The organism is Pseudonocardia sp. ICBG1293, assembly GCF_020131355.1.
In the GTDB taxonomy this organism is placed as follows: Bacteria; Actinomycetota; Actinomycetes; order Mycobacteriales; family Pseudonocardiaceae; genus Pseudonocardia.
In genome coordinates this window covers 513,905-527,362 of the sequence record NZ_JAHLEL010000051.1, presented here as the reverse complement: position 1 = coordinate 527,362, position 13,458 = coordinate 513,905, and the positions used below count along the sequence as shown (strand labels likewise).

11 protein-coding genes are annotated in these 13,458 nt (G+C 73.9%); 2 read left to right on the top strand and 9 right to left on the bottom strand.

Annotated elements, in window-relative coordinates; genetic code table 11:
- Positions 1 to 49: 49 nt before the first annotated feature.
- The 7 genes from rpmA to KPF47_RS28465 form a co-directional block, all read right to left on the bottom strand.
- Positions 50 to 307: a 50S ribosomal protein L27 gene (rpmA, locus tag KPF47_RS28495; protein WP_020624745.1), complete on the bottom strand. Its 258-nt coding sequence runs from the start codon at positions 305 to 307 to the stop codon at positions 50 to 52.
- Positions 308 to 319: 12 nt separating this feature from the next.
- On the bottom strand, positions 320 to 625 hold the full coding sequence (rplU, locus tag KPF47_RS28490) for a 50S ribosomal protein L21 (RefSeq protein WP_020624746.1): 306 nt from the start codon (positions 623 to 625) through the stop codon (positions 320 to 322).
- Positions 626 to 805: 180 nt separating this feature from the next.
- The gene (locus tag KPF47_RS28485; protein WP_374108906.1) at positions 806 to 4,102 is read right to left on the bottom strand and encodes a translation initiation factor IF-2 N-terminal domain-containing protein; all 3,297 of its coding nucleotides are present in this window, start codon (positions 4,100 to 4,102) and stop codon (positions 806 to 808) included.
- A gap of 174 nt (positions 4,103 to 4,276) precedes the next feature.
- Positions 4,277 to 5,086, bottom strand: a complete 810-nt coding sequence (locus tag KPF47_RS28480) for a TIGR03936 family radical SAM-associated protein (protein WP_224391965.1) — start codon at positions 5,084 to 5,086, stop codon at positions 4,277 to 4,279.
- Between the two features lie 41 nt (positions 5,087 to 5,127).
- Positions 5,128 to 6,603 (bottom strand): amino acid permease, encoded by a 1,476-nt coding sequence (locus KPF47_RS28475; RefSeq protein WP_224391888.1) that lies wholly within the window; start codon positions 6,601 to 6,603, stop codon positions 5,128 to 5,130.
- A gap of 166 nt (positions 6,604 to 6,769) precedes the next feature.
- Positions 6,770 to 7,312, bottom strand: coding sequence for a GNAT family N-acetyltransferase (locus KPF47_RS28470; protein ID WP_224391887.1), 543 nt, complete (start codon positions 7,310 to 7,312; stop codon positions 6,770 to 6,772).
- The gene (locus KPF47_RS28465) at positions 7,305 to 9,278 is read right to left on the bottom strand and encodes a TIGR03960 family B12-binding radical SAM protein (protein ID WP_224391886.1); all 1,974 of its coding nucleotides are present in this window, start codon (positions 9,276 to 9,278) and stop codon (positions 7,305 to 7,307) included. Before KPF47_RS28465 ends, KPF47_RS28470 begins: the two co-directional genes overlap by 8 nt.
- Positions 9,279 to 9,344: 66 nt before the next feature.
- Between KPF47_RS28465 and KPF47_RS28460 the strand changes: the two genes are divergently transcribed.
- Together KPF47_RS28460 and KPF47_RS28455 are read left to right on the top strand one after the other, a co-directional pair.
- On the top strand, positions 9,345 to 10,220 hold the full coding sequence (locus KPF47_RS28460; protein WP_224391885.1) for an alpha/beta fold hydrolase: 876 nt from the start codon (positions 9,345 to 9,347) through the stop codon (positions 10,218 to 10,220).
- A gap of 93 nt (positions 10,221 to 10,313) precedes the next feature.
- The gene (locus tag KPF47_RS28455; RefSeq protein ID WP_224391884.1) at positions 10,314 to 11,489 is read left to right on the top strand and encodes an acyl-CoA dehydrogenase; all 1,176 of its coding nucleotides are present in this window, start codon (positions 10,314 to 10,316) and stop codon (positions 11,487 to 11,489) included.
- A 300-nt stretch (positions 11,490 to 11,789) separates the two neighbouring features.
- Here KPF47_RS28455 and KPF47_RS28450 read toward each other — a convergent pair whose 3' ends face one another.
- Both KPF47_RS28450 and KPF47_RS28445 read right to left on the bottom strand, forming a co-directional pair.
- On the bottom strand, positions 11,790 to 12,221 hold the full coding sequence (locus tag KPF47_RS28450) for a hypothetical protein (RefSeq protein ID WP_224391883.1): 432 nt from the start codon (positions 12,219 to 12,221) through the stop codon (positions 11,790 to 11,792).
- A 49-nt stretch (positions 12,222 to 12,270) separates the two neighbouring features.
- The gene (locus tag KPF47_RS28445; RefSeq protein WP_224391882.1) at positions 12,271 to 13,452 is read right to left on the bottom strand and encodes an acyl-CoA desaturase; all 1,182 of its coding nucleotides are present in this window, start codon (positions 13,450 to 13,452) and stop codon (positions 12,271 to 12,273) included.
- Positions 13,453 to 13,458 lie beyond the last annotated feature (6 nt).

Here is a 13,458-nt window from a genome sequence, read left to right as displayed (position 1 = left end):
CCCGTTACCGGGGTGACCCGCCGTCGGCGTCGCTGTGCTGGCGGGTCGCTCAGACCTCGGCCGGCACGATGTTCACGGTCTTGCGACCGCGCTTGGAACCGAACTCGACGGTCCCGGCGGCGAGGGCGAACAGCGTGTCGTCCTTGCCACGCCCGACGTTGACACCCGGGTGGGTGGCGGTGCCGCGCTGACGGATGAGGATCTCGCCGGCCTTGACCGACTGGCCGCCGAACCGCTTCACACCCAGGTACTGGGCGTTGGAGTCGCGACCGTTACGGGAGCTGGACGCACCCTTCTTGTGTGCCATGACGCGGGCTCCTTACTTGCCGATCGCGGTGACCTGGACCTTCGTCAGGGGCTGACGGTGCCCCTGACGCTTGTGGTACCCGGTCTTGTTCTTGAACTTGTGGATCCGGATCTTCGGACCCTTGGTGTGCTCGACGACGGTGGCCGTCACCGCGGAGGTGAGGCCGCTGGCGTCGGTGGTCACCTGGTCGCCGTCGACGAGCAGCACGGCGGGCAGAATGATCTCGGCGCCGGGCTCACCGTCGAGCTTCTCGACGGTGACCACGTCGTCGACGGCCACCTTGTACTGCTTGCCGCCGGTCTTGACGATCGCGTACATCGCTGACGCACGACTCCTGAACATCGGGGGCGCACCTGGTGCGCTCGGGCTTCACAGCTCGCGCCGGTCCCCGGCGCGCACACCACCGCCCCCGTGCCGAACACTGTCGTGTGCAGAGGCGTGGCTTCTGTCGGTCAAGGTTACGCGACCCCGTCGGAGGGCTCTCCGCCGGGGTCGCCGTCACCCTCCGTCCTGGGGCGGGCCCGCCGGGCGGGAGGCCGCCCGGCGCGGACGTCGGGGTCGGGTCACGGCCGCGGCGGGCTCCGGCTGCGCGGCGACGGCCGGAGCGGCCGTCGTCCCCGCGTCGGCCGGGCCCCCCGTGGCCACCGGCGGAGCGGCCTCCTCCGGCGTCGAGGCGGTCGTGATGACCGCCGCCTCGCCGCCGCGGACCGGGGCGCCGGCGGAGCGGCTGACCCGGCGGCGGCGCGGTGCGGGTGCCTCGGGCTCCGGGGCCGCGGGGATCGACCCCGTCGGCTCCGGGGCCACGTCCCGGGCCGGTGCCGCGGCCTGCGGGGCCCCGGGCGGCTCGGCGACCACCGGGGCCGCGGCCCCGGTCAGCTCACCGCGCGGCTCGGCGACGACGGTCTCGTCGTCGGCCGGGGCCGGTGCGGGTGCGGCGTCGGTGACGGTGGTGTCGGCCGTGGCCGGCACGGAGACCTCGCCGGCCGCGCCCTCGTCGCCCCTCGGGGTACTGCCCGCGGCGGCGACGGCCGCGACTCCCGCGGCGGCGCCGACGCGCCCGGTCCCCTCCTCGGCACGGTCGGAGCCGTTGCGGTGGCCCGAGCCGTTGCGGTCAGCGTCCTGACGGCCCGGGTCCCGCCGGCCGGAGCCACCGTTGCCGTTCCCGCCGCGGCGACGGCGGCGGCCCCCGCCGTCGGAGTCGGCGCCGTTCCCGGAGCCGTTGTCGGAACCGCCTCCGTGGCCGTTGCCGTTCCCGGACCCGTTGCCGTTCCCGGAGCCGTTCCCCTGGTGCGCGCCGTTGCCGGAACGACCGTGCTGGTGGTCCGGGCCGGTGTCGGTCGAGACGATCACGCCCCGTCCGCGGCAGTGCTCGCAGGTGGTGGAGAAGTGCTCCAGCAGCCCGCCGCCGACCCGCTTGCGGGTCATCTGGACCAGACCGAGGGAGGTCACCTCCGCCACCTGGTGGCGGGTGCGGTCCCGGGCGAGGCACTCGGTGAGGCGGCGCAGGACCAGGTCCCGGTTCGCCTCGAGCACCATGTCGATGAAGTCGACGACGATGATCCCGCCGATGTCACGCAGCCGCAGCTGTCGGACGACCTCCTCGGCCGCCTCCAGGTTGTTGCGGGTGACGGTCTCCTCGAGGTTGCCGCCGGAACCGGTGAACTTGCCGGTGTTGACGTCGACGACGGTCATCGCCTCGGTCCGGTCGATCACCAGCGTGCCGCCCGAGGGCAGCCAGACCTTCCGGTCCAGCGCCTTGAGCAGCTGCTCGTCGATCCGGTACTCGGTGAAGACGTCGGACGGGCCGGTGTGCCGGTGCATCCGGTCGACGAGCTCGGGGGCGACGTGCCCGACGTAGCCGGAGACGGTGTCCCACGCGTCGGCGCCCGACACGACCAGCGCCGAGAAGTCCTCGTTGAACTGGTCGCGGACGACCTTCACCAGCATGTCCGGCTCCTCGTAGAGGAGCGTCGGCGCCTTGGGCGCGCCCGGGCCGGTCTTGTTCGCCTTCTCCTTGACGACCTCCCACTGCGCCTGCAGCCGGCGGACGTCGCGTTCGAGCGCCTCGTGCGAGACCCCCTCGGACGCGGTCCGGATGATCACTCCGGCATCCGCCGGGACGATCTCCTTGAGCATCTCCTTGAGGCGCTTGCGCTCGGTGTCGGGCAGCTTGCGGGAGATCCCCGCGGCGCCGCCGGAGGGGACGTAGACCAGGAAGCGGCCGGCGAGGGAGATCTGCGTGGTCAGCCGGGCACCCTTGTGGCCGACCGGGTCCTTGGTGACCTGCACCAGCACCTGGTCGCCCGAGGAGAGCGCCTGCTCGATCTTGCGCGCCTTGCCGTTGAGGCCCGCGGCGTCCCAGTCCACCTCACCGGCGTAGAGCACGGCGTTGCGCCCGCGACCGATGTCGACGAAGGCGGCCTCCATCGACGGCAGCACGTTCTGCACGCGCCCGAGGTAGACGTTGCCGACCATGGAGCTGCCGGAGTTGCCGCCGGTGATGAAGTGCTCGACGAGGATGTCGTCCTCGAGCACGCCGATCTCGGTGCGGTCGGACCGCTGGCGGATCACCATCCGGCGGTCGACCGACTCGCGCCGGGCCAGGAACTCCGACTCGGACAGGATCGGCGGACGGCGACGGCCCGCGTCCCGGCCGTCCCGGCGGCGCTGGCGCTTGGCCTCGAGCCGGGTGGAACCGCGCACGCCCTGGACCTGGTCGTCCGAGGACGACCCGGAGTCCTGGCGGGCGGCGCTGCGGGCCTCACGGACCCGGGTGACGGTGTTGGGCGGGTCGTCCTCGGAGCGGTCCTCGACGTCGGACCCCCCGCGACGGCGGCGGCGCCGCCGCCGGCGGGAGCCGCCCGAGGACTGCTCGTCGGAGTCGTCCTCGGCGTCGTCGTCGGAGTCGTCCGCGGAACCGGAGTCCCCGGACCCGGCCGCGGAGGAGCCGGAGTCCGCGGAGCCGGAGTCCGCGGAGTCGTCGGCGTCGTCGCCGTCCTCGCCGGAGTCCTCGCCGCCCTTGCCGCGCCCGCGGCCGCGGCGGCCCCGGCGGCGACGGCGGCGGTTGCCGTCCTCGCCGTCGCCGTCGTCGTCGGAGCCCTCGCCCCGGTCGTCGGTGTCGGCGGCCCCGTCGGTGTCGGTGTCCTCGGCGGCCTGCGTGGTGGTGTCCCGGGTCTCCGCGGCCGCCGCGACCTCGGCGTCACGGTCCTTGCGGCGTCGGCCCTTGCGGCCGCGGCGGGGGCCGCCGTCGGAGCCGTCCTCGCCACCGGGCTGCTCGCCCGTGTCGCCGGCGGGCTCGGTGGCCTCCGGGGCGGACACGGCGGGCGTGGTGCCCGGGGCGGCGGGTGCCTGGAACATCGGGACGGCGAACACCGGCGCCAGGGCCGGGGCGGCTCCGCCCCGGGCGGCCCGGGAGCCGGTGTCGAACGGGTTCGTCGGGGTGTCGGCGGGCGCGTCCCCGTCCCCGTCGCCGAGGTCGGCGGCGGACCCGGCGGTCCCGGGGTCGACCGGCCCCCCGGCGCGGTCGGCGGCGTCGACGGACCCGGTCGTGGTGGGGGTCGGCTCCGCGGGGGACCCGTCGGGCCCTCCGGTCACCGGGCGCAGCGCCGCGACGACCTGTTCGGCCGTGGCACGGGTGATGCTGGACTGGGCGCTGCGGACCTCCTGGCCCAGACCGGCGAGGGTCGCCAGCACATCGCGGCTCGCCGAACCCAGCAGCTTCGCCAGGGCGTGGACCCGCATCTTCTCCGGCAGCTCGGGGAGCCCGCCGGTGCTACCGGCGGGCGCGTCGTTCACGGACATTCAGCTCCTTCGCCCCCGGGCGCCTCACGTCGGAGGCGGCCGCTCAGGGACCTTGCGCGTACGTTCCGCAGCTCGCGCGGGTTGCGCGGTACGGCACATCTGATGTCGCTCCCCGGTCTTCGGGGATGGTGCTCGACGCCGGACCGGCGGCGGGAGGTGCCGTCCGTGTCAGGAACCGTCCGGCCGGGCCCGGGTCGCCGGGACCGCACCGAGCGGATCCACCAGATGGCCCTCGTCGTCGAGCAGGCCCTGCGCCAACCGGGTGGCCGTCACCGGTACCGGTGGCGCCAGGTCTGCGACGACGGTGAGCGCACCCAGTACGTCATCGGGTCGGACGGTCGGTGTCGTCAGCCGTACGACCGCCGTCAGTATCGCACAGTCGGTGACCGATCCCGGCGAACCCGCCGCCCCGGACGGGTCGTGATCGGCCGGCGTACCGTTCACCAGCGGTTCGACCGACAGGCTCACGACGGCGGCCCGCACGTCGATCTCCTTGCGCCCGGACGGGGTCATCCGGGTCACCACGACCGAGGACTCGGCGCGGAACCGCTCGACCGCGGACCGCACCGCGGCGGGGTCGAGCCCGCGGACCTCGAGCCGCCAGCGGGCGGCGTCGATCCGGTCGGCCAGCGCGGGTGGCGTCGCCACCGCCGCCGCGACGACGTCCAGCCCGTCGGGCAGCGCCCGGTCCATGGCCTCCCGCACCAGCTCCGGGTCGACCTCACGGGTCAGCCCCATCTCGACGTACTCGGCCTCGCTGGCCGCACCGGTCGGTGCGGCGCCGACCCAGGACAACCGCGGGTGCGGGCTGAAGCCGTGCGAGTGCGACACCGGGACGCCCGCCCGGCGGACCGCCCGTTCGAAGCTGCGGGCCACGTCGCGGTGGGACAGGAACCGGAGCCGGCCACGCTTGGCGAAGCGCAGCCGGACCCGCTGCACCGTCGGGGGTGCCGGGTTCGCCGCGGCTCCGGCCTTCACTCGTGCCACGGCGGCGAGTCTAGAGACCGGGCCCGGCCCGGTCAGCCGCGGTGCGGCCGGTCGGCGCGGACCGGGAAGCGGCCGGTGTGCCCCATCCGCTCCCGCGCGGCCTCCAGCACCCGGGTGCGCACGCGGAACCAGCCGATCGTCAGCAGCACGGCCAGCACCGGGATGGCGGCCACCGTGTAGGTGCCGACCGGGTAGTCGAAGCCCATCAGCACCAGCACCGCGACCAGGAAGACCAGCACCGCGTAGCCGGTCCAGGGCGAACCCGGCAGCCGGAACGAGGGCCGCGTGAGGATCCCGGACTCGGTCATCCGCACGAACCGGATCTGGCAGAGCACGATCGTGGCCCAGCTGGCGAGGATGCCGAGCGAGGCGACGTTCAGCACGATCTCGAAGGCCTGCTCGGGCACGACCGCGTTCAGCCCGACGCCGAGCAGGGTGATCACCGCGGTCAGGCCGATGCCGCCGTAGGGCACCCCCGACCTGTTCATCCGCCCGGTGAATCCCGGGGCCGAGCCGTTCATCGCCATCGAGCGCAGGATGCGACCGGTCGAGTACAGCCCGGCGTTGAGGCTCGACAGCGCGGCGGTCAGCACGACCAGGTTCATCACGGTGCCGGCCCCGGGCACCCCGATCGAGTCGAAGAACGTGACGAACGGGCTGACGCCCTCGCGGTAGGCGGTGTAGGGCAGGAGCAGGCCGAGCAGCACCAGCGAGCCGACGTAGAAGACCGCGATCCGCGCGATCACGGAGTTGATCGCCCGGGGCATCACCTTCTCCGGGTCCTCGGTCTCCCCCGCGGCCGTGCCGACGAGCTCGGTGGCGGCGTAGGCGAAGATCACGCCCTGGGTGATGACGACCGCGGCGAGCAGGCCGTTGGGCAGCAGGCCGCCGTTGTCGGTCAGCACGGAGATGCCGGTCTCGGCGCCCTGGATCGGGAACCGCCCCGCGAGGAAGACGGTGCCCACGACCAGGAAGGCCACCAGCGCGATCACCTTGACCAGCGCGAACCAGAACTCCAGCTCACCGAACAGCTTCACCGAGACCAGGTTCGCCGCCAGCACCACGACCAGCGCGACCAGGGCGATCAGCCACTGCGGGGCGGCGGAGAAGGCGCCCCAGAACTTCATGTAGAGCGCGATCGCCGTCACGTCGACGATGGAGGTGAAGGCCCAGTTGAGGAAGTACAGCCAGCCGGCCACGTAGGCCGCCTTCTCGCCGTAGAACTCACGGGCGTAGGAGACGAACGACCCCGACGACGGCCGGTGCAGCACGAGCTCGCCGAGCGCCCGCAGGATCAGGAACACGAACACGCCGCAGACCGCGTAGACCACCGCCAGCGCGGGCCCCGCCGAGGCGAGCCTGCCCCCGGCGCCGAGGAACAGCCCGGTCCCGATCGCACCCCCGATGGCGATCATCTGGAGCTGTCGTTTGCCCAGGCTCTTGTGGTAGCCCTCCTCCTCGTGGGAGAAGTCCGGACGGTCACCCGTCGGCTCGTGCGTCGTCGCCATGTGGTCCCCCCACGCCGGATCCGGACGCCGTCGCGGGCCCGGTGCGGCCAGACCCTAGTTCGATCATCGCCGCAGCACCGGGCACCCCCGTGACCGTTGGGTATCCGATCCGGACACCGCGGGACGGAGACGACCGGACGGGCACGAAAGCCCGCCGCGGTCCGCCTCAGTCGCCCAGGACCAGCAGCGTGTCGCCGGCGGGTCGGAACCCGGCGCGCCGGTAGAACGCGGCGCTGCCCGCGGTCGGGGCCAGCATCAGCCGCCGGTACCCGCGGGCCCTGGCGTGCGCGACCACCGCCGCGAGCAGCACCCGGGGCACACCCGCCTCGGTGAACGCGGCGAGCACGAAGGCGTTGCCGACCTGTCCGGTCCGCGTCCCCCGGCCCCCGGGCCGGGGCATCTGCACGGTCTCCAGCACGTTGATCGACCCGACCGGGGTCCACCCGGCGCGGTCGCTGCCCGCCTCGGCCACCCAGAACGCCCGGCGCGGCTGTTCGACCCGCCACCAGGCGGCGAACGCCTCGGCGAAGCCGGGGTCGTCGACCGGGCGTCCGGCGCGCTCCTCCAGCCAGAGCCTGCGCAGCCGGGCGAGCTCGGCGACGTCGCGCTCGTCGGCGACCCTGACCCGCAGGTGCCTGCCGCCGTACTCCCAGGAGGAACCGTCGGCGACGGCCGGGTCCGGGATCGAGGACAGTCCGTTCTCAGTCACCCGGGGACGTGCCCCCGAGCGGTCCGGCGGCCGAGGCCGTCGGGTTCACCACGGTCAGCGGCAGCAGCGTGGTCCCACTGGGGCCGACCTCGATGTCGGTGCCGGTGGACGGGCACACCCCGCAGTCGAAGCAGGGCGTCCAGCGGCAGTCGTCCTGCTCGCGTCCCTCGAGCGCGTCCTGCCAGTCCTCCCAGAGCCAGTCGCGCTCCAGGCCGGAGTCCAGGTGGTCCCAGGGCAGGACCTCCTCGGCGTCGCGCTCGCGGGTGGTGAACCAGTCCAGCGACACCCCCTGCGGCTCCAGCGCCTGCGCCGCGGAGTCGACCCAGCGGCGGTAGGAGAAGTGCTCGGACCACCCGTCGAAGCGGCCGCCGTCGCGCCACACCCGCTCGATGACGGCGCCGACCCGGCGGTCACCGCGGGCGAGCAGTCCCTCGATCAGCGAGGGCTCGCCGTCGTGGTAGCGCATGCCGATGTTGCGGCCGATCTTCCGGTCGGCGTTGACCGCCTCGCGCAGCTTGCGCAGCCGGGAGTCGACCACCTCGGGGTGGCACTGCGCGGCCCACTGGAACGGGGTGTGCGGCTTCGGCACGAAGCCGCCGATGGAGATGGTGCAGCGCACGTCGTTGCGGCCCGAGGCCCGCCGCCCGGCCTCGATCACCCGGTAGGCCATCCCGGCGATCTCCAGCACGTCCTCGTCGGTCTCGGTGGGCAGCCCGCACATGAAGTACAGCTTCACCTGCCGCCATCCCTGCGAGAACGCCTCGGCGCAGGTCCGGATGAGGTCCTCCTCGGAGACCATCTTGTTGATCACACGGCGGATCCGCTCGGACCCGCCCTCGGGGGCGAAGGTCAGCCCGGAGCGACGGCCGTTGCGGGAGATCTCGTTGGCCAGGTCGATGTTGAACGCGTCGACCCGGGTGGAGGGCAGCGACAGCGAGGTGTTGGTGCCCTCGTAGCGGTCGGCGAGGCCCTTGGTGATCTCGGCGATCTCGGAGTGGTCGGCGCTCGACAGCGACAGCAGGCCGACCTCGTCGAAGCCCGAGGCCCGCACGGCGGCGTCGACCATCTCGCCGACGCCCTGCAGCGACCGCTCCCGCACCGGGCGGGTGATCATCCCGGCCTGGCAGAACCGGCAGCCGCGGGTGCAGCCGCGGAAGATCTCGACGCTGGCCCGCTCGTGCACGGTCTCGGCCAGCGGGACCAGCGGCTTCTTCGGGTAGGGCCACTCGTCGAGCTCGATGGTGGTGCGCTTCTGCACCGTGGCCGGGACGCGGTCGTCGACCGGCGTGACCGCGGCGATGTGGCCGTCGGGCCGGTAGCTCACGTCGTAGAGGGAGGGGACGTAGCAGCCGGGCGTCGCCGACAGCCGCAGCAGCAGCTCCCGGCGCCCGCCCGGGCACCCCTCGCCCTTCCAGTCACGGACCACGTCGGTGATGTCCCCGACGACCTCCTCGCCGTCGCCGAGCGCGGCGACGTCGACGAAGTCCGCGACCGGCTCCGGGTTGAACGCCGCGTGCCCGCCGGCCACGACGACCGGGTGGGTCCCGTCGCGGTCCCGGGCGTGCAGCGGGACCCCCGCCAGGTCGAGCGTGGTGAGCAGGTTGGTGTAGCCGAGCTCGGTGGAGAAGGAGACGCCGAGGACGTCGAAGTCACCGATCGCGTGGTGGGCGTCGACGGTGAACGACGGCACCCCCGACTCGCGCATCAGGGCCTCGAGATCGGGCCAGACCGCGTAGCAGCGCTCGGCCAGCGCGTCGGCGCGCTCGTTGAGGACCTCGTACAGGATCTGGACGCCCTGGTTGGGCAGGCCGACCTCGTAGGCGTCCGGGTAGAGCAGTGCCCAGCGGACGGCCGCGGAGTCCCACGGCTTGACCTGCGAGTTCCCCTCACCACCGACGTACTGCACCGGCTTGGCGACGCGGGGCAGGATCGGCTCCAGGGCGGGGAAGACGGAGGTGGGTGCCACGCTGCACCAGGGTAGCCACCTCCGTTCGGGACGAACCGGCGGGTCGTGTCCGACCGAAGGCGGGGTGTGGAACCCGAGGAGTACACCGACGTCGGCGCGGTCCGGCTGTGCCACCAGTCCTTCGGCGACCCGGCCGACCCGGTGGTGGTCCTGGTGATGGGGCTGGGCCTGTCCCTGGACTGGTGGCGCGACGACCTGTGCACCGCGCTGGCCGGCCGCGGGTTCCGCGTGGTGCGGTTCGACAACCGCGACGTCGGCCGGTCGACGCAGCTGTCCGGGCCGGGCATCTCGGCGTGGGGGTTCCTCACCCGGCGGGCCCGGCCGGTCTACACCCTCGCCGACATGGCCGACGACACCGGCGGGCTGATCGCCCGGGTCGCGCCGTCCGGGGCGCACGTGGTCGGCGCCTCGCTGGGCGCCTCGATCGCCCAGGAGACCGCGATCCGCCACCCCGGCCTGGTCCGGTCGCTGACCTCGGTGATGGGCCGCCCCGGCGACGGCACCGGACGGACCGCGCCGCGGATGCTCCCCGAGTTCCTCCGCCCACCGCCGTCGGACCCGGTCGAGGGTCTGGTCCGGTCGTTCCGCCGGATCGGCTCGCACGACCGGACCGCCGCCGACGACGAGGACGTGCGCGTCACGTTCCGGCGGGCGCAGGCCCGCGAGACCGGCGACGGCAGCGGGGCGGGCCGGCAGCTGGCGGCGATCGTCGCCGAGCGGGACCGGACCGCCGACCTGCGTGCACTGACCTGCCCGGCCCTGGTGCTGCACGGGCGTGAGGACCGGATCATCCGGCCCGACGGGGGCCGTGCGACCGCGGCGGCCGTCCCGGGCGCCGAGCTGATGGAGGTCCCGGGGATGGGCCACGACCTGCCGCGGTGGGTGTGGCCCCGGCTGGTCGAGGGGATCGTGCGGACCGCCGCCCGCGCACACGCCCGCTGAGGCGCGGGTCACGGCGGGCCACGGGGCGGGAGACCTACGCTGGCCCCGACCCGACCCCCACGTGCGTCGTCCCCGATCTCCCAGGAGACCCCCGTGTCCGTGACCGACGCCGAGCTGCACGCCCGGTTCCGCCCGCTGTTCGACCGGATCGCCGCCGGGGCGGTCGAGCGGGAGCTGGAGCGGCGCCTGCCCGTGGCGGAGATCGCCGCCCTGCGCGAGGCCGGGTTCGGCGCCGTCCGGCTCCCGGTGGAGGCCGGCGGCGCGGGCGCCTCGCTGCGCCAGCTGTTCGGGCTGCTCGTCGAGCTGGGTGCGGCGGACTCGAACGTCCCGCAGGCGCTGCGGACCCACCTCCTGTACGCCGAGCTGTGGTCGGCCGGTGCCGCGGACGACCCGGTACTGCGCGGGCGGGTGGAGCAGATCGCGGCCGGACGCCTGGTCGGCAACGCCATCTCCGAGCGCGGCGGGGTGGTGCGCAACTCCGCCACCACGACGCTGCGCCGCGACGGGGACACGCTGCTGCTCGACGGCGAGAAGTTCTACTGCACCGGGACGCTCTACGCCGACCTGGTCGACGTCGTCGCCCTCGACGAGAACGGCGAGCGGGTGACCGTGCTGGTCGAGACGACCGACCCGGGGGTCGAGCGGGTCGACGACTGGCGCGGGTTCGGGCAGAAGCTGACGGCCAGCGGCACCACCCGGTTCACCGCGGTGGAGGTCGACCCGGCCCAGGTGCGGCCCGCGCCGACCGACGTGCACCAGCCGGTCCGGCAGGCGTTCCTGCAGCTGGTGCAGCTGGCGGCGCTGGCCGGGATCGCCCGCCGCGCCGCCGACGACGCCGCCGCCTACGTCCGCGACCGGCGCCGCAACTGGCCCTACGGCAACGCCGACCTGCCCAGGGACGACCCGCTGGTGCAACAGGTCGTCGGGAAGGTCGACGCGGCCGCGTTCACCGTCGCCGCCGTCGTCGACGCCGCGGCGGCCTCGCTGGAGCGGGCGCTCACCGACCCCGGACACGGCCCGACCGCCGAGCTCGACGTGTACCGGGCCCAGTCGACCGTGCCGCAGCTGGTCCTGGACGCGACCTCGGAGCTGTTCGAGGTGGGGGGCGCCTCCACGGTCGACGTCGACCGGGCGCTGGACCGGCACTGGCGCAACTCCCGCACCCTCGCCGTGCACAACCCGATCGTCTACAAGCAGCAGGTGATCGGGGACTCGGTGCTGAACGGGACGGTGCCGGTGCTGTCGCTGTCCTCGGGGGTCGCGGGCTGAGCGGGTCCGCCACCCCGATCCGCTCGCCGCCCGCACCGGCCACGACGGCGTCGCCGGGTTCCCGGGCACGGTCCGGGAGGAGCCGGCCGGGGTCGGGTTCCGGCTGCCCGGCGAGGTCGACGGGCACCACGACCGGGCGTGGTTCCGCCGGCAGGCGGCGCCGCCGGAGGTCGTCGCCTCCGGTGCCGAGGCCCCGGTGGTCGGGTTCGAGGTGGTCGTGACCGACGGCGGCGGCCGGATCGCGCAGGTGCCCGGCTTCCTCGACGTCGTGCCGCCGCGCCGGTGGGCGGACCGGACCGGTCAGTGGACGACCGGCCCCGACGACGGGCCCTGTGCCCACGACGGCGGCGGGCCGGGTTCGGCCCGCCGCCGCGGCACGACGAACGCCGCCACCGCGAGCAGACCGGCGAGCAGCATCCCGTACTGCAGGCTCAGCAGGTAGCCGAGCCCGCGGCCGAGTGCGAACGACGACTGCGGGTCGACCAGCGTCCACGCCGAACCACCCAGGAGCAGCACGGCCCCGGCCAGCGGTGCGCCCGGGGACAGCCGGGCGGCGAGCACCACCGCGCCCAGCAGCAGCCCGCCCACGAACAGCAGGCCCGAGCCGGCGGGGACCCGGTCGAGGTCCATCCGCATCATCGACTCGGAGGCGATGCCCATCCCCGCACCGGCGACGGCGAGCGCCACCGCCGTCCCGACGAGCCCGACCAGGATCCCCACCAGGTGCCGCACGACCGCTCCCCCTCCGCCGATCCGGACGGATCGGACACGACGGAAGCTATCAGCGCTTCCCGTTCGGCAGGGCCAGTCGGTTGATCGTGCCCAGGACCTGCATGTACTGCGTCCACAGCGGCCCGCTCGTGTACTCCAGCCCGTACTCGCGGCAGAGCTCCCGGACCTCGGGGGCGATCTCGGCGTAGCGGTTGCTGGGCAGGTCCGGGAACAGGTGGTGCTCGATCTGGAAGGACAGCTGGCCGGTCATCAGGTGGAAGAACCGGCCGCCGTCGAGGTTGGCCGAGCCGAGCAGCTGACGGACGTACCACTCACCGCGGCTCTCGTCCTCCAGCTGCTCTTCGGTGAACTGCACCGCGCCGGTCGGGAAGTGCCCGCAGAAGATGACCGCGTGCGACCAGACGTTGCGCACCAGGTTCGCGGTGACGTTGCCCGCGAGCACCGGCAGGAAGAACGGCCCGGCCAGCGCGGGGAACGCGACGTAGTCCTTCAGGATCTGGCGCCCGGTCTTGCGGCCGATCGCCTTGACCTGCTGCCAGACCCGGCTCAGCGGCTTCTGCCCCGCCACGACCTTCTCGACCTCGAGGTCGTGCAGCGCGACGCCGTACTCGAAGAACAGGCTGAGCAGGAAGTTGTAGAGCGGGTTCCCGAGGTAGTACGGCGTCCACCGCTGCTCCTCGGACAGGCGCAGGATCCCGTAGCCCACGTCGCGGTCCTTGCCGACGACGTTGGTGTAGGTGTGGTGCATGTAGTTGTGCGAGTGCTTCCACTCCGCCGAGGACGAGACGTTGTCCCACTCCCAGGTGGACGAGTGGATCTTCGGGTCACGCATCCAGTCCCACTGGCCGTGCATGACGTTGTGCCCGATCTCCATGTTCTCGAGGATCTTGGCGATCGAGAGCATGGCGGTGCCGGCGATCCAGGCCGGCGGCAGCACACCGGCGAACAGCAGCGCACGGCCGCCGATCTCCAGCGCCCGCTGCTTGCGAATGACGCCGCGGATGTACTCGGCGTCGGACGCGCCGCGCTCGGCGAGGACGCGGTCGCGGATCGCGTCGAGCCTGCGGCCGAGCTCCTCGATCTGCTCGGCCGTCAGCTCGGTCGTGGCCTGCACGTCCTCGCGACGCGAGGAGGGCACGAGCTCCAGCACCGGGCGCTGCGGGTGCTGCTCGCGGCCGGTCACCTCCGGGCCGGGCTCGGCGTGCGTGGGGTTCTCCAGGACGGCGGTCATGAGAAC